The sequence below is a fragment of the Streptomyces sp. NPDC102462 genome, from assembly GCF_044765425.1.
Classification (GTDB): Bacteria; Actinomycetota; Actinomycetes; order Streptomycetales; family Streptomycetaceae; genus Streptomyces.
The window spans coordinates 12,818-30,641 of the sequence record NZ_JBIWKB010000089.1 but is presented as its reverse complement, the minus strand read 5'-3'; the positions used below and the strand labels follow the sequence as shown (position 1 = coordinate 30,641).

The window sequence follows — 17,824 nt, the reverse complement described above, 5'->3', positions numbered from 1 at the left end:
GGTCCGACAACCGCTCACCCGCAGGCGCCTTGACCTGCCCCACCCTCGCCATACGAAGGACAACGAGCCACAGCCACTTAAGTCACCGGCATTGCCCCTAGGTGGGGTCGTGGCTCGGGGGGCCGGTCGTTGGGGTGGGGTTTAGAAGCCGTGGGGAAGCCAGGGGGCTGTGGGGGAGGCGAAGGCGACTGATGCCTCTGTCAGGGCGCCCTGGCGCAGTTCCTGTACCCGGCCGGCCGCCGCCAGCGACGTGAGCGGCACGCCACCCAGATACGCGGCCCCCAACTCCCGCACGGACAGCGCCAGCTCGGCCGGCTCCTCGGTGCGCGAGCACGACGCTCCCTTCGCGTCCCCGGTCAGCCGCCAACGCCCCGCGTTCCAGGGGCAGAAGGCGTCCTCGACCGAGAACACCACGTCCACCGGCGCCTGATACGTCCGCGCCTCCAGCGCCGCCCCCAGATCCACCAGCCGTACATACAGCGAGTCCCGCAGCCGCACCTGGCAGCGCCGGATGTCCGACACCAGGTGCTGCCACCCCTCGTCCACCGGCCGCCCCCGCGCCAGCAGCGTCGAGGTCAGATCGATGTCGAACAGGAACCGCCACACCGCCGCCCGCGCCGCCGGGTCCACCGCCTCCAGGTCCTCCAGCACCACCGTGCCCTTGGCACCGGCATGGTCCCAGTCCGGCCTGACCCGGAACCGCGCGTAACCGACCAGTTCCCCGTCCCGCTCGGCCACGACGCACTGCAACGGCGACGCACCGTTGCGCTCGCTCTCCGGGTCGAGCAGCGCGACCCGCTCCCACTTCGGCAGCCGCGCCACCATCCCGGGGCGCAGCGGCACCTGCCGGGCGTACAGCGCCTCGCACGCGTCGAGCACGTCGGCCGGCGCGGCGTACCTCAGCCGTACGTCGTCGGTGCCGGGCGGCACCGCGAGCCGCACCCGGCCGGTGTCGATCTCCGCGTGGGCCTGGAACGTCGCCGCGCCGTACCCGAACCGTCCGTAGATGGCCGGCTCCGACGCCGTCAGCACCGCAAGCGGCCAGCCCCAGGACCGTACGTCGTCCAGCTGGCGCCGCATCATCGACGTGAGCACCCCGCGCCGCCGGTGGGTGGCGGCCACGCTGACCATGGTGACGCCCGCGGCCCGCACCGGCGCCCCGCCGGGCACGGTCAGCCGGAAGTCGAACGCCCCGGCCGTCCCCACCCACGCGTCACCGTCCCGCGCGCCGATGGTGCGCTCCGGCTCGATCAGCTCCAGGTACAGCTGACGCTCCTCGGCCGCTTCGGGCACGCCGCCGAAGGCCCGGACCAGGTTGTCGTACCACTCGTCCAGCTCGTCGCGCCGCACCGCCCGCAGCTCGATCCCGCAGTCGTCCTGTGCAAGGTCAGTCGCCATACACCATGCGTATCAGCGCATTGCGGGAGGAGCGAATGAATTTCCCCCAGGCGGCAGCGGGACGGCGTTCCATGAAGTTCACTGTGAAGTTGGGCCTCGGACGGGGGACAAGTGGGACCTCCCGTGCCATGGGGCCGGTCCGATGGATAGGGTCCCGAACTGATGGCAGCAGGACGAGAGCGGCGCGGGAAGGCCGAGACCTTCACGGCCCGGTGGCGGATGCAGTGGCACCGGGCACGCGTCGGCCTGCGCCGAAGCGCCGTTGACTACTTCCGCGGCGACGGCTCCGACTGGATCGCGCTGGCCGGCCTGCTGCTGACCGTCCCGGTGCTCGCGGCCATGACCCTCGCCAACTCGGTGTGGTTCGCCCCGGGCGCCCTGGTGCTCCCGATCGTCGCGGGCGGGCTGCTGCTGCGCCCGGCGAGCCTGCTCGGGCTGTACGCGGCGGCGGCCACGGCGCTGATCGTGGAGTCGGTCCGGCTCGGCCCGTACACCGAGGGCCCCTCCCGGGTCACGCCCGGCGTGGTCCTCGTGGTCGCGGCCTGCGGCTTCTTCGGGCTGCTCACCGCCCAGTTCCGCAGCCGGGTCGGGGTGCCCTGGCGGCGCGGCGGCACGATGCTGTTCGACCTGCGTGAGCGGATCCGCGTGCAGAGCAAGCTGCCGAAGCTGCCGCAGGGCTGGCACCGGGAGATGGCGCTGCGGCCCGCCGGCGGCCAGTCCTTCTCCGGCGACTTCGTCGTCGCGGCCCGCACGAACGGCGGGCGCACGCTGGAGGTCGTCCTCACGGACGTGTCCGGCAAGGGCATGGACGCGGGGTCGCGGGCGCTGCTGCTGTCCGGCGCGTTCGGGGGCCTGCTGGGCTCGCTGCCCCCGCACGCCTTCCTGCCGGCCGCCAACGGCTATCTGCTCCGCCAGGACTGGGACGAGGGCTTCGCCACCTCGATCCACCTGGTCCTGGACCTCGACTCCGGCGACTACGAGCTGTACTCGGCGGGTCATCCGCCGGGGCTGCAGCTGAGCGCGGGCAGCGGGCGCTGGGAGGAGAAGGCCGCCGAGGGGCCGCTGCTCGGTGTGTACGACGGCGCCCAGTTCGACCCCGTGAAGGGCTCGCTCCGCCGGGGGGACGTGTTGATGCTGTTCACGGACGGTCTGGTGGAGACCTCGGACCGGGACATCGTGGAGGGCATGGACCGGCTCACCGGCGAGGCCGACCGCTATGTGGCCGGCGGCTTCCACGGCGCGGCCTGGCACCTCATCGAAGCGGTGGCCAAGGACGTCAACGACGACCGAGCCCTACTCCTGATCTGCCGAGAGGGCCCCACAGCCCCGTTACACCACTGACCCTGCCCGAGCTGCAACGCCCCGATAGGGGCGCGGGGCTGTATCGATATGCGGCTCCGCCGCGCGGGCGCGACCAACCACAACGCACCCGCACCCGCCAAGCACCCCGCACCCCCGCCAACGCTGACGCGCACGACTAAACAGGGACCTTGTCCCGCCCCCGCTCCCGCGCCCCACCCTCCCGCATGGCCCCCGCCGACTCCCCCCGAAACGCCCAGTCCATCCGCGGCTCCACCACGAAGCGGAACACCCGCTGCACGGGCCGAGTGCAGAGCAACGTAACCGCACCCCCCGCAAGCACACTCACCAGAACCTCCCCGGCCGGCCGGTGCAACCAGCCGTGGTCCATCCAGCCCTGGTAGTCGGCGAACTTCACCACGAAACCGTGCAGCAGATAGCCGTACAACGTCCCCGCACCCAGCGCGGTGAACCACGTCCTGCGGCCCGGCACCAACGCGAAGAAGCAGGCGGTCAGCAGCAGCGAGCAGCCGAACATGGCGAGCACCATCAGCGGCCCGCACCACCACGGCACGCCCAGCTCCTGCGCCGAGTCCCGGTGGTAGAACCACGCGGCGTTCATCCGCGGCACCGCCCACCAGCCGAAGGCGAGCGCCGCCGCGAACACCGGCACCGCGGCGATCCGTACCGAGCGGCGGCGCACCAGCTGGAAGTGCTCCGGCTTCATGCACAGCCCGAGCACGAAGTACGGCAGGAACTGCAGGACGCGCTGGAGATCGAGGTCGTCGCCGATGCTCGGCGAGACGGTCGCCAGCATCGCGATGGCGAACGCCACGGGCAGCGGCCGGCGGATCGCCTTCCAGATCGGCGTCGTCAGCCGCCAGATGAACAGCGCGCACAGGAACCAGGTGAGGTACCAGGGATCCAGCAGGCTGATCTCCTGGTCGGGGGAGTGGTCGACGTACCGCTTGAAGAGCGGGTACGCCGTCTCGAAGACGATGTACGGCAGGGCGACGCCGGTCAGCAGCCGCTTGAGCCGGTCCGGCCGCATGTCGAAACTGCGTGAGAAGTAGCCGGAGATGATGATGAACGCCGGCATGTGGAAGGCGTACACGACCATGTACGCGCCCTGGAGCGCCCGGCTGTCGCCCTTCAGCGGCTCCCAGGCGTGCCCGACGGCGACGAGGACGATCGCGAGGTACTTGGCGTTGTCGAAGAAGGCGTCGCGCTGCTTGCCCGGTCTCGCCTGCGGGGTGCGTGCGTCGGGTACTGCGTCCCGCGGCGACTGCGCCGGCGGGAGGGACCTTCGGTTCTGGCCGGGGGACGAGGCGGCATCAAACATCTGAGGCACCCTAGCGTTGTCCGTGGGTTTTCGTAAAACTCCCCTGCGGTTTCCTGTTTAACGGCTTCGGGTACCCGCGTATTCGCCGAACTCTCCCCTCCCGGACGCGTGATGATGAGCACATCGACGGCAGTAGATCGCCCTCAATGTACCGATTCATCCGGACTCATTGGTGCATAGGACCGTCTCCATGTCGATGGGCGGCGCCAATTCGAATTACCTGCGAACGCGATGTGTGGGCCGTGAAACGGGCTTCTGGAATTACCGGTTGAGGCCCGTGCGGGTGCACCCTCGAATTGCTGTGCGGGCCGCATCGCGGGGCGCGCGCGTGGCCGACGATGCGTCACGCGTCGCATAGCCCGGCCCTGTTGGTGGCACGATGGTTCTGGCGGGGGTGCGGGGCAGCATCCCCGGGCCGGGAGAGCGGACCGACCGAGGGTGTGATCAGTGTGGCCATTTCACTGTCCGTGGTGCTGCTGTTGGCGATCATCCTGGTGGTGTTGATCCGAGGGGGGAACATCAAGGCCGGTCCCGCCATCGTGGCCATACTCTTCGGCTTCTTCCTGGCCTCGACCGGCATGGCCCCGTCCATCCAGCGCTTCCTCAACTCGATAGCCGACACGATCAACTCGATCAGCTTCTGATCAAGGGGCTGTTTTCCGCCAGAGCACCCCGAGACGGCCGAGGGGTGCCCTCGCGCCCGGCCATTCCCTCTTCCCGGGCGTAAACCGGCCAGGGGTTCCTCCTGGGTCGGGGGTGCGGACGGATCGGCGGTGTTCTTCGGTTGTTCAGGACCGAAGGGCCGAAAGCGGCATGGGTGTGCGCGCGTTCGAGGGTTCAAGATCGCCTGGTCGGCCCCCGTGGATCGGCGACCGGGGGCACGGTCGTGGAGGCGGCGGGGCAGCATCCGTCCGGCGGTGGCGGGCCTGGCGCTCGCCGCGCCCTCGGCGAGCGCGACGGACATCTACTCCAGGCTGGAGAACACAAGAGCGGACGGTGTCTGTCGCTGGCAGGCAGCGGCGGCACGGCCGACGGCACACAGGCGATCATCTGGGACTGCAACGACGGCCACGAACAGTACTGGGTCAACTACAGCGGCTCCGGTGAGCTGCGCAACCTCAAGAGCGGCAAGTGCCTCTCGCTCGCGGGCGGCGGCACCGCCGACGGCATCAAGGTGATCATCTACGGCTGCCTCGGCTCCGCGGAGCAGCGCTGGGACTACATCGGCTGACCCCTGCGGAAAACACTCGGGGCCAGGCCGAGGGCAATCCTCCGACCTGGCCCTGAGCCACACAGGGCGGGCGGCGGGAATCGAACCGTGCGGCGGCCCGCCGAAGATCAGGGCGACTCGGTGGCGGAAGGGGAGCCGCACGTGCCCCAGCCTCGGAACACCAGCCCCTCGAACGGTTCGGCTCGACCGCCGGGCCGAAGGCGACGGCCTTCTCCGAGACCCTTCCGGCGACGAAGCTCAGCGCCCACCCCCTCTTCGCCAGCCCCCAAGCCTTGGTGGTGGCGAAGCGCCGCCTCTCCTCACGCCAGCCGCGGCTCTCCAGCCCGGCGACGACCTTGGCGACGGCCTCCGGATCCGGCTTGGTGCCGACCCGCACGACGGCACCCGCCTCGCAGGAACTGAGCAGCTCCTGCGCGGCGACGAAGCGCGGTGGCGCGAAGCCACCGGCGGCGACGGCCGCCCGGATGTCCTCCCGCACCGCGTCAGGAGTCAGGGTGCCCTGGTCCGCCAGCACGGTGGAACTGCCCCCGCCCTCCGCTGCCGCGCCCGAGCGATCTTCGCCGCCGCAAGCCGCCAGCACCACGGTCGCCACGAACACGGCCGCGGCTGTCCCCACCCCGCGCATCTCTCTCCCCACCCGTCAGGCCCCGGAGCGAGCTGAGGCCCAGGAAGAGGGAAACCGCCTCTCACCTGGGCCTCGGCCACAAAGAGCGGGCGACGGGAATCGAACCCGCGTAGCTAGTTTGGAAGACTAGGGCTCTACCATTGAGCTACGCCCGCACATGGTGTGCTGCTGATCGGGCGACCGCGGCACAGGAGGCATCGTAGCGGGTCGCGGACCTCGTAGGCCAACGTGTTGGGCTGCGGGTATGCCGCGGCGGAGACGGCCGGTAAACCTGCGGACGCATCCGGTCCGGGCATGTACCCTACGTGTCGCACCAGACGGGGTGTGGCGCAGCTTGGTAGCGCGTCCGCTTTGGGAGCGGAAGGCCGTGGGTTCAAATCCCGCCACCCCGACCACCGACCGAGTGGCGACTCGTGATCGCCTTTTGGGGCGCTGACCGGCTGCGGTTACTATGCAAGCTGCGCGCCCGTGTGTCCCGGCCCACTCGGCCTACGAACTCCTCCGGGCGGCGAAATCCGCCGGACCTGTCTGGCTCCGGCAGAACCCAAGAAGTCAGCCACAAGGAGACCGAACCGTGAAGAGCGCCGTGGAGACCCTGAACCCGACCCGGGTTCGGCTCACTGTCGAGGTGCCCTTCGAGGAGCTCAAGGACAGCCTCGACGCGGCGTACAAGAAGATCAACCAGCAGGTCACGGTGAAGGGCTTCCGTAAGGGCAAGATCCCGGCCCGCGTCATCGACCAGCGGTTCGGCCGTGGCGCCGTGCTGGAGGAGGCCGTCAACGACGCGCTCCCGAAGTTCTACACGGACGCGGTCAACGAGGCCGAGCTGAACCCGCTGGGCCAGCCCGAGGTCGACATCACGGAGCTGAAGGACGGCGAGACGCTGAACTTCACCGCCGAGGTCGACATCCGCCCGGCCCTCGAGATCCCGGACTACTCCGGCATCGAGGTCGAGGTCGACGCCATCGAGGTCACCGACGAGGACATCGACAAGTCGGTCGAGCAGCTGCGTGAGCGCTTCGCGTCCACCACGCCGGTCGAGCGTGCCGCCGAGGACGGCGACGTCGTCACCATCGACCTGGAGGCCAAGGTCGACGGCGAGGTCCTGGAGGACGGCGTCGCGGAGGGCGTCTCCTACACCATCGGCTCGGGTGAGCTGCTGGACGGCATCGACGAGGCCGTCACGGGCCTTCAGGCCGGCGGCGAGGCCACCTTCACCTCGGAGCTGAAGGGCGGTTCCGCGGCGGGCCGGCCGGCCGAGGTCACCGTCAAGGTCACCCAGGTCGCCGCCCGGGAACTGCCCGCGCTGGACGACGACTTCGCGCAGCTCGCCTCCGAGTTCGACACCCTGGAGGAGCTGCGGGCCGACAGCCACAAGCGCCTGGCGAACATGAAGCAGTACGACCAGGCCACGCAGGCCCAGGAGCGGGTGCTGGACAAGCTGCTCGAGCTGGTCGAGGTCCCGGTTCCCGAGAAGCTGCTCGAAGACGAGATCAACACCCGCAAGCACAACCTGGAGCACCACCAGCTCCCCCAGATGGGTCTCAGCCTCGACAAGTACCTGGAGCTCCAGGGCAAGACCGCCGAGGAGTTCGAGACCGAGACCCATGAGGCCGCGGTCAAGGGCATCAAGACCCAGTTCGTGCTCGATGAGCTGGTCAAGTCGGAGAAGCTCAACGTCAACCAGGAGGAGCTGACCGAGCACCTCATGCGGCGTGCGGCGTCCTCCGGCATGTCCCCCGACCAGTTCGCCCAGGCCGTCGTCGAGGGCGGCCAGGTGCCGCTGCTGGTCGGCGAGGTCGCCCGCGGCAAGGCACTGGCCGTCGTGGTCGAGGCCGCCACGGTGAAGGACACCAACGGCGAGATCGTCGACCTGGACGACGAGGACGAGGACGAGGACGAGCCCACCACGGAGCAGTCCGCCCCCACCGAGGAAACCCCCAAGTCCTGACCCCGCCAAACCCCACAGGGCCCCTGGGACCCCCCAGGGGCCCCGCCCGTCCCCCAGCAACCTCGGGAAGCCCCCTTTTTTGGAGCCCCCTCAGCGGCAGCCCACCTCAGGGGCGCGGGGAACTGCGCGCCCAGCCACAACGCACCCGCACAGCCCCACCACCGCCCCCCACGGCGCGCACCCCGCTCCCGGCAACCTTGGAGCCTCCTCAGCGGCTCCCCACCTCAGGGGCGCGGGGAACTGCGCGCCCAGCCACAACGCACCCGCACAGCCCCACCACCGCCCCCCACGGGCGCACCCCCCTCCCGTCCCCCAGCAACCCCCTCAGCGGCAGCCCACCCCAGGGGCGCGGGGAACTGCGCGCCCAGCCCCCACGCACCCGCACACACCCCCCACCGATCCACAGCGGCGAGAAGACACGGCCAAACCGGCGGAGCCACCCGCTACGCCCGAGGCGAACACCCCCGTCCACGGGATTCCCCGAAGGGACCCGCGCGTTAGGGTCCATGAATACGAGGGCAGGGAAGTCCCCCGAAGCCCCCGGCAGGATTACGCAGGATTACGCAGGAACACGTGAGACGGCCCGGCGCCGTCGTAAGACGAGCAGGTGGATACGTGACGAATCTGATGCCCTCCGCCGCCGGCGAGCCTTCCATCGGTGGCGGCCTCGGCGACCAGGTCTACAACCGGCTGCTCGGCGAGCGGATCATCTTCCTCGGCCAGCAGGTCGACGACGACATCGCGAACAAGATCACCGCGCAGTTGCTGCTCCTCGCCGCCGATCCGACGAAGGACGTCTACCTCTACATCAACAGCCCCGGCGGTTCGGTGACGGCCGGCATGGCGATCTACGACACCATGCAGTACATCCCGAACGACGTGGTCACGATCGCCATGGGCATGGCGGCGTCGATGGGCCAGTTCCTGCTGACCGGCGGTGCCGCCGGCAAGCGCTTCGCGCTGCCCCACGCCGACATCATGATGCACCAGGGCTCCGCGGGTCTCGGCGGCACGGTCTCGGACATCAAGATCCAGGCCGAGTACCTGATGCGCACCAAGAAGCGCATGTCCGAGCTGACCGCGCTGCACTCCGGCCAGACCGTGGAGACGATCATCCGCGACGGTGACCGCGACCGCTGGTTCACCCCGGAGGAAGCGAAGGAGTACGGTCTCATCGACGAGATCATCACGCATGCCTCCGGTGTTCCGGGAGGCGGCGGCACCGGTGCCTGACCGGCCCGGCCACGCCCCGCACCGCCGAGTCTCCAGCCCCCAGAACGCCACCAGGACGGTGAACCTCATGAACAACTTCCCCGGCGCCGCCAGCGGCCAGTACGACGGGCCCCGGCCCGACAGCCGCTATGTCATCCCGCGCTTCGTGGAGCGCACCTCCCAGGGCATCCGCGAGTACGACCCGTACGCGAAGCTCTTCGAGGAGCGCGTGATCTTCCTCGGCGTCCAGATCGACGACGCCTCCGCCAACGACGTCATGGCGCAGCTGCTGTGCCTGGAGTCGATGGACCCGGACCGGGACATCTCGATCTACATCAACAGCCCCGGTGGCGACATGACCGCCCTGACGGCGATCTACGACACGATGCAGTTCGTGAAGCCCGACATCCAGACGGTGTGCATGGGCCAGGCCGCCTCCGCGGCCGCCATCCTGCTCGCCGCGGGTACGCCGGGCAAGCGCATGGCGCTGCCGAACTCGCGCGTGCTGATCCACCAGCCCGCCGGCAGCACCGGCCGCGGTCAGCTCTCCGACCTGGAGATCATCGCGAACGAGTTCACGCGGATGCGTTCGCAGCTGGAGGAGATGCTGGCCAAGCACTCCAACCAGCCGATCGAGAAGGTGCGCGAGGACATCGAGCGCGACAAGATCCTCACGGCGGAGGAAGCACTCCAGTACGGCCTGGTGGACCAGATCATCTCCACCCGCAAGATGAACAACGAGAGCGTCCGCTGACGCGGAGTGCGGGTCTCCCCCGTGCGTCGAGCGCGAAGGGGACCTCCTTCGCCGCCCTTGGCGCGGTGCACGTCAAAGTGAACCGTGCCAAGGGGGGCCCGAACGGGGGGCTCGGCAAGGTACCGTCGGACATAAGGCAGCACCAGGAGTCGTTGGGCCTGTGACGTCCAGGCGGCTCCCAGGCGAAGGGGAAGCACACCGTGGCACGCATCGGTGACGGCGGCGATCTGCTCAAGTGCTCGTTCTGCGGCAAGAGCCAGAAGCAGGTCAAGAAGCTCATCGCAGGGCCCGGTGTGTACATCTGCGACGAGTGCATCGACCTCTGCAACGAGATCATCGAGGAGGAGCTGGCGGAGACCAGCGAGGTGCGCTGGGAGGAACTGCCGAAGCCCCGCGAGATCTATGAGTTCCTTGAGGGCTATGTGGTCGGCCAGGAGGCCGCGAAGAAGGCCCTGTCCGTCGCGGTGTACAACCACTACAAACGGGTCCAGGCGGGCGAGAACGGCGGCGCTCAGGGCCGTGACGACGCCATCGAGTTGGCGAAGTCCAACATCCTTCTGCTGGGCCCCACGGGCTCCGGCAAGACCCTGCTCGCGCAGACCCTCGCGCGCATGCTGAACGTCCCCTTCGCGATCGCCGACGCCACGGCGCTGACGGAGGCGGGCTACGTCGGCGAGGACGTCGAGAACATCCTGCTCAAGCTGATCCAGGCGGCGGACTACGACGTCAAGAAGGCCGAGACCGGGATCATCTACATCGATGAGATCGACAAGGTCGCGCGGAAGAGTGAAAACCCCTCGATCACCCGTGACGTCTCGGGTGAGGGCGTCCAGCAGGCCCTGCTGAAGATCCTGGAGGGCACCACCGCCTCGGTGCCGCCGCAGGGCGGCCGCAAGCATCCGCACCAGGAGTTCATCCAGATCGACACGACGAACGTGCTGTTCATCGTGGGCGGCGCCTTCGCCGGCCTGGAGAAGATCATCGAGGCCCGGGCCGGCGCCAAGGGCATCGGTTTCGGCGCGACGATCCGCTCCAAGCGCGAGCTGGAGTCCAAGGACGTCTTCGAGGACGTCATGCCGGAGGACCTGGTCAAGTTCGGCATGATCCCCGAGTTCATCGGCCGTCTCCCGGTGATCACCTCGGTCCACAACCTCGACCGCAAGGCGCTGCTGCAGATCCTCGTCGAGCCGCGTAACGCCCTGGTGAAGCAGTACCAGCGGCTGTTCGAACTCGACGGTGTGGAACTGGACTTCGAGCGTGAGGCGCTGGAGGCCATCGCCGACCAGGCGATCCTGCGGCAGACCGGCGCCCGTGGCCTGCGCGCCATCATGGAGGAGGTCCTTCAGGCGGTGATGTACGAGGTGCCGTCCCGCAAGGACGTGGCCCGTGTCGTCATCACGGCCGACGTCGTCCTGTCGAACGTCAACCCGACCCTGATCCCGCGCGACGCCCGCGGTCGCGGCCCGGGCGAGCAGAAGACGGCGTAGATCAAGTCCGAGCCCACTCAGCGCGAAGCCCCGGCCGCGAAGGACCGGGGCTTTCGTGTGCCGGGTGGCGGGGGAGGCGGCGGCGTCAGATCTTGACGCGCACTTCCTTGCGGAACTTGGCCGTCGTCTCGGCCGCTGCCGCCGGGTCGGTGGCCTTGCCTGCGGCGATGTCCGAGTACTCCATGGGCATCACGAAGCCGACGGTGCTGTGGTCGCCCCACACGCAGTACGTCACGTTCATCTTCTTCGCCATGCCCGACGAGGCATTGGCGGAGTTGTCGATGCTCGCGCCCTGGCACTTGAGGATCGCGCCCTCCAGCGAACTGGGCTGGTACTCCTTGGGACTTCCCTCGAAGGTGACGTTCTCGTCCTTGGACTCCTTCTGCATGGCCGCGAAGAGTCCGTCCACGGCCCGCTCCGGGTCGTCGATCGAACCGTAGACGCCACCGAACGAGATGACCTTGCCGCCCAGCGGGTTGCTCTTGTCCTCCACCGTGTAGGAGGCGCTGACGTCCTTGGCGTCCTTGACGCCCCACGACTCGGCGTCCTTCAGGTCGCTCTTCGACATGCTGTCGCTGTCGCTGTCGGACTTCTTGTACTCGGTGAGCACCGTGTCCGGAGTGGTCAGCTTGTGCGGGCCGTCGTCGGCGATGTCCGAGCCGCTGCCGCCGCCCCCGCCGAGCACGAAGTAGGCGCCGACCGCGATGGCCGCCACCACGGCCACCGCGCCGATGACCAGGCCTGTCTTCTTCTTGCCGCCGCCGGCGGCCGGGGGCTGCGGGGCGCCGTACGGCTGCTGTCCGTAGGGCTGCTGGCCGTACGGGTTCTGCGGGGGAACCCCGCCCTGCTGCGGATAGCCGTAGCCGGGCTGGGCCGGAGGGGTCTGCCCGGGGTAGCCGTAACCGGGCTGCGGCTGCTGCGGCGGCACCGGCGGCTGCTGCTGCGGCACGGGCGGCTGCTGGGGGTACCCGTAGCCGGGCTGGGGTGCCTGCGGCGGCTGGCCGTAGGGGCCCGGCTGACCGTACGGCCCGGGCTGCTGGGGCTGCCCGCCGTACGGGCCCGGCTGGTTGTGACTCATTTCTGGGTTCCCCTCCAGATGCTTATGCGTTCCCGACATCCTCGCGCAGCCACAGGAACCGCACCGCATCGGGGGTCGCACCGTTACAGAACGAACGCGTTTCGGGACTGGGTCGTGACACCTCTAAACTGACCCCCGTGACCGAGAACGCTCAGCAGCAGCCACCAGCGCCCGACACCGAACTGCCGACCCAGTACGCGCCGGCCGATGTAGAGGGGCCGCTGTACGAGCGCTGGGTAGAGCGTGGTTACTTCGAGGCCGACGCGAAGAGCGACAAGCCTCCGTACACCATCGTCATCCCGCCGCCGAACGTCACCGGCAGCCTGCACCTCGGGCACGCCTTCGAGCACACCCTCATCGACGCCCTCACGCGCCGCAAGCGCATGCAGGGCCACGAGACGCTGTGGCAGCCCGGCATGGACCACGCCGGCATCGCCACCCAGAACGTCGTCGAGCGGGAACTGGCGAAGGAGGGCAAGTCCCGGCACGACCTCGGCCGCGAGGCGTTCGTCGAGCGCGTCTGGCAGTGGAAGGCCGAGTCCGGCGGGCAGATCAGCGGCCAGATGCGGCGCCTGGGCGACGGCGTCGCCTGGACCCGTGAGCGCTTCACGATGGACGAGGGCCTGTCGCAGGCCGTCCAGACCATCTTCAAGCGGCTCTTCGACGACGAGCTGATCTACCGCGCCGAGCGCATCATCAACTGGTGTCCGAGGTGCCTGACCGCGATCTCCGACATCGAGGTCGAGTACCAGGACGACGACGGCGAACTGGTCTCCATGAAGTACGGCGACGGGGACGACACCATCGTCGTCGCCACGACCCGGGCCGAGACCATGCTCGGCGACACCGCGGTCGCCGTCCACCCCGACGACGAGCGCTACCGCCATCTGGTCGGCAAGCTGATCAAGCTGCCGCTCACCGACCGCTCCATCCCCGTCGTCGCCGACGAGCACGTCGATCCCGAGTTCGGCACCGGCGCCGTCAAGGTCACCCCGGCCCACGACCCGAACGACTTCGAGATCGGCCAGCGGCACGACCTGCCCGCCATCACCGTGATGGACGAGCACGCCGTCATCACCGCCCCCGGACCCTTCCAGGGCCTGGACCGCCTTGAGGCCCGCTCCGCCATCGTCGGCGCCCTGCGCGCCGACGGCCGGATCGTCGCCGAGAAGCGGCCGTACGTCCACAGCGTCGGCCACTGCTCGCGCTGCAAGACCACCATCGAGCCGCGCCTGTCCCTGCAGTGGTGGGTCAAGGTCGCCCCGCTGGCGAAGGCCGCCGGTGACGCGGTCCGCGAGGGCAAGGTCACCATCCACCCGCAGGAGATGGAGAAGCGGTACTTCGACTGGGTCGACAACCTCCACGACTGGTGCATCTCGCGGCAGCTGTGGTGGGGTCACCGCATCCCGGTCTGGTACGGCCCGGACGGCGAGGTCGTCTGCGTCGGCCCCGACGAGCAGCCGCCCACCGGTGAGGGCTGGACGCAGGACACCGACGTCCTCGACACCTGGTTCTCCTCCGGCCTGTGGCCGTTCTCCACGCTGGGCTGGCCCGAACAGACCGAATCGCTCGCGAAGTTCTACCCGAACTCGGTCCTGGTCACCGGCTACGACATCCTCTTCTTCTGGGTCGCCCGGATGATGATGTTCGGCCTGTACGCGATGGACGGCACCCCGCCGTTCCACACCATCGCCCTGCACGGCATGGTCCGCGACCAGTTCGGCAAGAAGATGTCGAAGTCCTTCGGCAACGCGGTCAACCCGCTGGACTGGATGGACAAGTACGGCTCCGACGCGCTCCGCTTCACCCTGGCGCGCGGCGCCAACCCCGGCGTCGACGTGCCGATCGGCGAGGACTGGGTCCAGGGCTCGCGCAACTTCGCCAACAAGATCTGGAACGCGACCCGTTTCGCGCTGATGAACGGCGCCACGGTCGAGGGCCCGCTGCCGGACGCGTCGCGGATGTCCGCGACGGACCGCTGGATCCTCTCCCGCCTGAACTCGGTCGTCGCCGAAGTCGACGCCTACTACGACGACTTCCAGTTCGCGAAGCTCTCCGACGCGCTGTTCCACTTCGCCTGGGACGAGGTCTTCGACTGGTACGTCGAGCTGTCCAAGACCACCTTCCAGGCGGGCGGCGAGCCGGCCGAGGTCAGCAAGCGCGTCCTCGGCGAGGTCCTGGACGTCACCCTCAGGCTGCTGCACCCGGTCGTCCCCTTCGTCACCGAGACCCTGTGGACGACCCTCACCGGCGGCGAGTCGGTCGTCATCGCCGACTGGCCCACGGACAGCGCCTTCCGGGACGCGGACGCGGAGCGGGAGATCGAGATCCTGCAGTCCGTGATCACGGAGGTCCGCCGGTTCCGCGCCGACCAGGGCCTCCAGCCGGGCCAGCGGGTCCCGGCCCGCCTCACCCTGGACGGCACGGCGCTGGCGCCCCACGAGGCGGCCATCCGCCAGCTTCTGCGCCTCCAGCCGGAGGGCGACTCCTTCACGGCCACGGCGACCCTGCCGGTCTCCGGCGCCGAGGTCGCGCTGGACCTGTCCGGCACGATCGACGTGGCCGCCGAGCGCAAGCGGCTCGCCAAGGACCTGGCCGCCGCGGAGAAGGAACGCCAGCAGGCCGAGGCCAAGCTGGGCAACGAGGCGTTCCTGGCCAAGGCCCCCGACCAGGTGATCGAAAAGATCCGCACCCGCCTGACCAAGGCCAACGAGGACATCACCCGAATCCAATCCCAACTAACCAACCTCCCCCCGGCCTAACCCCCCATTCCCCGCGCCCCACAGGGGCGCGGGGAACTGCGCGACAAGCCACAACGCACCCGCAGCCACAAACGTCGCCCCGCCGCCCCGTACCGGCAGGTGCATGGCAACAGCCGAGCCACAGCCGCGCCCCATAGGGGCGCGGGGAACTGCGCGACAAGCCACAACGCACCCGCACTCACAAGGGCTCCCCAGCCACCCCGTACCGGCGCCGCAGGCACCCCGCACTCACAACCGCCCCAACCGCCGAAGCCAGCGCAGCGCGTCCGTAGACTTGACCCCGTGAGCGACGCCCCGCAAGAGAACGACCACCCCGGCCCCCTCGACGGCTTCGACGAGATCATCGAAGCCGAGACCTCCCGCGACCCCGACCTCGCGGTGATCGAGGCCGGCAGCCGCACCCTGCGCACACAGGGCGGCCCGGCCCAGGCCGACGCACCCGCCCGGCCGACCGACCCCGAGGTCGACAAGGCCCTGCGCGAGGTCGAGGCGGAGCTGGCCACCCGCTGGGGCGAGACCAAGCTGGAACCCTCCGTCACCCGCATCGCGGCGCTCGTCGACGTGCTGGGGGAGCCGCAGCGGGCGTACCCGTCGATCCACATCACGGGCACCAACGGCAAGACGTCCACGGCCCGCATGATCGAGGCCCTGCTCGGCGCCTTCGAGCTGCGTACCGGCCGCTACACCTCGCCGCACGTCCAGTCGATCACCGAGCGGATCAGCCTGGACGGCGCCCCGATCTCCGCCGAGCGGTTCATCGAGACGTACCGGGACATCAAGCCGTACGTCGAGATGGTCGATGCCCAGCAGGAGTACCGGCTCTCCTTCTTCGAGGTGCTGACCGGCATGGCGTACGCCGCCTTCGCGGACGCGCCGGCCGACGTGGCTGTCGTAGAGGTGGGCATGGGCGGCAGCTGGGACGCGACGAACGTGATCGACGCGGACGTCGCCGTGGTCACGCCCATCGACCTGGACCACACCGACCGACTCGGCCTCACCCACGCGGAGATCGCCGCCGAGAAGGCCGGGATCATCAAGCAGGGCGCGACCGTGATCATGGCGCAGCAGCCGGTGGACGCGGCGCAGGTGCTGCTGAAGAAGGCCGTGGAGGTCGACGCCACGGTGGCCCGTGAGGGCCTGGAGTTCGGTGTGCTGGCGCGGCAGGTCGCGGTCGGCGGCCAGCTGCTGACGCTGCGCGGGCTCGGCGGCGAGTACCCGGAGGTGTACCTCCCGCTGCACGGCGCCTACCAGGCGCACAACGCGGCCGTGGCGCTGGCCGCGGTGGAGGCGTTCTTCGGCGTCGGCGCTCAGCGCGCCGAGTTGCTGGACCTCGACACCGTCCGCAGGGCCTTCGCGGCCGTGTCCTCGCCGGGCCGCCTGGAGGTGGTACGGCGCTCGCCGACCGTCGTCCTGGACGCGGCGCACAACCCGGCGGGCGCGCGGGCCACGGCCGAGGCGGTCGCGGAGGCCTTCGACTTCAGCCGTCTGATCGGCGTGGTGGGCGCGAGCGGCGACAAGAACGTACGCGGGCTGCTGGAGGCCTTCGAGCCGATCTTCGCCGAGGTCGTCGTCACCCAGAACTCCAGTCACCGTGCGATGGACGCGGACGAGCTGGCGGCGATCGCCGTGGAGGTGTTCGGGGAGGAGCGGGTCCAGGTGGAGCCCCGGCTGCCGGACGCCCTGGAGGCCGCGATCACCCTGGCCGAGGAAGAGGGCGAGTTCGCGGGCGGCGGCGTGCTGGTCACGGGCTCGGTCATCACCGTGGGCGAGGCCCGACTGCTGCTCGGAAAGGGCTGAGAATCCGATGCGTACGCTGTGCTCATCGACCTTGATCGGCGAGGTCTTCATCATCGGCTTCGCCGGGCTGGTCGCGATGAAGGACCCGGACCTGACGACGTCGACGGTGTGGACGGTCAGCGGGATCGCGATGTTCCTGTGCGTGCTGCTGTGCGGTGCGGTGACCCGGCGCGGGGGCGTGGCGCTCGGCTGGGCGTTGCAGATCGCGCTGATCGCCTCCGGGTTCGTCGTGCCGACGATGTTCTTCCTCGGCGTGATGTTCGCGGCGCTGTGGTGGGCGTCCGTGCACTTCGGACGGAAGATCGACGAGGCGAAGGCGAGGTTCGCGGCGCAGGCCGCGCGGGCCGGGGCCTCGGGAGCTGACGCTGCGTAATGAGGTGCCGGACACGCCCTGTAACCTCGTCCCACCGCACATGTCCGCACGAAGGAGCCCTCCCGTGACTCAGCGCACCCTCGTCCTCCTCAAGCCCGACGCCGTCCGGCGCGGCCTGACCGGCGAGATCATCAGCCGTATCGAACGGAAGGCCGGCTGGCGGATCACCGCGCTTGAGCTGCGCACGCTTGACCAGGACACGCTGGAGCAGCACTACGGCGAGCACAAGGGCAAGCCCTTCTACGAGCCGCTGGTCGAGTTCATGGCGTCCGGTCCCGTGGTGGCGCTGATCGTCGAGGGCGAGCGGGTGATCGAGGGGCTGCGTGCCCTGGCGGGCCCGACCGACCCGATCGCCGCGGCGCCCGGTTCGATCCGCGGCGACTACGGCGTGATCGTCCGCGAGAACCTGATCCACGCGTCGGACTCCGAGGAATCGGCAGACCGAGAAATCAAAATCTTCTTCCCCAACCACCCCTGACCCGGCACCCCGCAGGGCGGCGCGGGGAACGGCGCGC

Annotated in this window: 14 protein-coding genes and 2 tRNA genes; 12 read left to right on the top strand and 4 right to left on the bottom strand. The window is 69.6% G+C overall.

The window, feature by feature from the left end:
* Positions 1 to 141: 141 nt before the first annotated feature.
* Positions 142 to 1,398, bottom strand: coding sequence for a GNAT family N-acetyltransferase (locus ACIRFL_RS40730; protein WP_404039822.1), 1,257 nt, complete (start codon positions 1,396 to 1,398; stop codon positions 142 to 144).
* A gap of 162 nt (positions 1,399 to 1,560) precedes the next feature.
* Here ACIRFL_RS40730 and ACIRFL_RS40725 point away from each other — a divergent pair, with 162 nt between their 5' ends.
* Positions 1,561 to 2,739 carry a PP2C family protein-serine/threonine phosphatase gene (locus ACIRFL_RS40725; RefSeq protein ID WP_404039819.1) on the top strand — a complete coding sequence of 393 codons (1,179 nt, stop codon included), beginning with the start codon at positions 1,561 to 1,563 and terminating at the stop codon, positions 2,737 to 2,739.
* Between the two features lie 136 nt (positions 2,740 to 2,875).
* Here ACIRFL_RS40725 and ACIRFL_RS40720 read toward each other — a convergent pair whose 3' ends face one another.
* Positions 2,876 to 4,039: an acyltransferase family protein gene (locus ACIRFL_RS40720; RefSeq protein WP_404039816.1), complete on the bottom strand. Its 1,164-nt coding sequence runs from the start codon at positions 4,037 to 4,039 to the stop codon at positions 2,876 to 2,878.
* 449 nt (positions 4,040 to 4,488) lie between these two features.
* On the opposite strand from ACIRFL_RS40720, the gene ACIRFL_RS40715 reads away from it, so the two are divergent.
* Together ACIRFL_RS40715 and ACIRFL_RS40710 are read left to right on the top strand one after the other, a co-directional pair.
* Positions 4,489 to 4,683 (top strand): hypothetical protein, encoded by a 195-nt coding sequence (locus ACIRFL_RS40715; RefSeq protein WP_404039814.1) that lies wholly within the window; start codon positions 4,489 to 4,491, stop codon positions 4,681 to 4,683.
* Between the two features lie 242 nt (positions 4,684 to 4,925).
* Positions 4,926 to 5,270 (top strand): RICIN domain-containing protein, encoded by a 345-nt coding sequence (locus ACIRFL_RS40710; RefSeq protein ID WP_404039811.1) that lies wholly within the window; start codon positions 4,926 to 4,928, stop codon positions 5,268 to 5,270.
* 709 nt (positions 5,271 to 5,979) lie between these two features.
* On the opposite strand, the gene ACIRFL_RS40705 is transcribed toward ACIRFL_RS40710, so the two are convergent.
* A tRNA-Gly gene (locus ACIRFL_RS40705) sits at positions 5,980 to 6,050 on the bottom strand.
* A 163-nt stretch (positions 6,051 to 6,213) separates the two neighbouring features.
* Between ACIRFL_RS40705 and ACIRFL_RS40700 the strand changes: the two genes are divergently transcribed.
* From ACIRFL_RS40700 to clpX, 5 genes are all read left to right on the top strand, one after another.
* A tRNA-Pro gene (locus ACIRFL_RS40700) sits at positions 6,214 to 6,290 on the top strand.
* A gap of 179 nt (positions 6,291 to 6,469) precedes the next feature.
* On the top strand, positions 6,470 to 7,846 hold the full coding sequence (gene tig / locus ACIRFL_RS40695) for a trigger factor (RefSeq protein ID WP_404039808.1): 1,377 nt from the start codon (positions 6,470 to 6,472) through the stop codon (positions 7,844 to 7,846).
* Between the two features lie 627 nt (positions 7,847 to 8,473).
* Positions 8,474 to 9,079: an ATP-dependent Clp protease proteolytic subunit gene (locus tag ACIRFL_RS40690; RefSeq protein ID WP_388712272.1), complete on the top strand. Its 606-nt coding sequence runs from the start codon at positions 8,474 to 8,476 to the stop codon at positions 9,077 to 9,079.
* Positions 9,080 to 9,146: 67 nt separating this feature from the next.
* Positions 9,147 to 9,812, top strand: coding sequence for an ATP-dependent Clp protease proteolytic subunit (locus ACIRFL_RS40685; RefSeq protein WP_404039805.1), 666 nt, complete (start codon positions 9,147 to 9,149; stop codon positions 9,810 to 9,812).
* 200 nt (positions 9,813 to 10,012) lie between these two features.
* Positions 10,013 to 11,299: an ATP-dependent Clp protease ATP-binding subunit ClpX gene (gene clpX / locus ACIRFL_RS40680; protein WP_351730321.1), complete on the top strand. Its 1,287-nt coding sequence runs from the start codon at positions 10,013 to 10,015 to the stop codon at positions 11,297 to 11,299.
* An 85-nt stretch (positions 11,300 to 11,384) separates the two neighbouring features.
* On the opposite strand, the gene ACIRFL_RS40675 is transcribed toward clpX, so the two are convergent.
* Positions 11,385 to 12,377, bottom strand: coding sequence for a hypothetical protein (locus ACIRFL_RS40675; protein WP_404039801.1), 993 nt, complete (start codon positions 12,375 to 12,377; stop codon positions 11,385 to 11,387).
* 137 nt (positions 12,378 to 12,514) lie between these two features.
* Here ACIRFL_RS40675 and ACIRFL_RS40670 point away from each other — a divergent pair, with 137 nt between their 5' ends.
* The 4 genes from ACIRFL_RS40670 to ndk all read left to right on the top strand — a co-directional run bounded on the left by ACIRFL_RS40670 (position 12,515) and on the right by ndk (position 17,787).
* Positions 12,515 to 15,139, top strand: coding sequence for a valine--tRNA ligase (locus tag ACIRFL_RS40670; RefSeq protein ID WP_404039798.1), 2,625 nt, complete (start codon positions 12,515 to 12,517; stop codon positions 15,137 to 15,139).
* Between the two features lie 282 nt (positions 15,140 to 15,421).
* Positions 15,422 to 16,936, top strand: coding sequence for a bifunctional folylpolyglutamate synthase/dihydrofolate synthase (locus ACIRFL_RS40665; RefSeq protein WP_404039795.1), 1,515 nt, complete (start codon positions 15,422 to 15,424; stop codon positions 16,934 to 16,936).
* Between the two features lie 7 nt (positions 16,937 to 16,943).
* Positions 16,944 to 17,309 (top strand): DUF4233 domain-containing protein, encoded by a 366-nt coding sequence (locus ACIRFL_RS40660; RefSeq protein WP_404039792.1) that lies wholly within the window; start codon positions 16,944 to 16,946, stop codon positions 17,307 to 17,309.
* A gap of 64 nt (positions 17,310 to 17,373) precedes the next feature.
* Entirely contained in the window at positions 17,374 to 17,787 is a 414-nt protein-coding gene (gene ndk / locus ACIRFL_RS40655) for a nucleoside-diphosphate kinase (RefSeq protein WP_404039789.1), read from the top strand.
* The last annotated feature ends 37 nt before the right edge of the window (positions 17,788 to 17,824 follow it).

Excerpts from the sequence above, each read along its gene's own strand:
- ACIRFL_RS40685 (WP_404039805.1), top strand. The coding sequence starts at position 9,147 with ATGAACAACTTCCCCGGCGCCGCCAGCGGCCAGTACGACGGGCCCCGG.
- ACIRFL_RS40730 (WP_404039822.1), bottom strand. The coding sequence starts at position 1,398 with ATGGCGACTGACCTTGCACAGGACGACTGCGGGATCGAGCTGCGGGCG.
- ACIRFL_RS40720 (WP_404039816.1), bottom strand. The coding sequence starts at position 4,039 with ATGTTTGATGCCGCCTCGTCCCCCGGCCAGAACCGAAGGTCCCTCCCG.
- ACIRFL_RS40675 (WP_404039801.1), bottom strand. The coding sequence starts at position 12,377 with ATGAGTCACAACCAGCCGGGCCCGTACGGCGGGCAGCCCCAGCAGCCC.
- ACIRFL_RS40725 (WP_404039819.1), top strand. The coding sequence starts at position 1,561 with ATGGCAGCAGGACGAGAGCGGCGCGGGAAGGCCGAGACCTTCACGGCC.
- ACIRFL_RS40660 (WP_404039792.1), top strand. The coding sequence starts at position 16,944 with ATGCGTACGCTGTGCTCATCGACCTTGATCGGCGAGGTCTTCATCATC.
- ACIRFL_RS40690 (WP_388712272.1), top strand. The coding sequence starts at position 8,474 with ATGCCCTCCGCCGCCGGCGAGCCTTCCATCGGTGGCGGCCTCGGCGAC.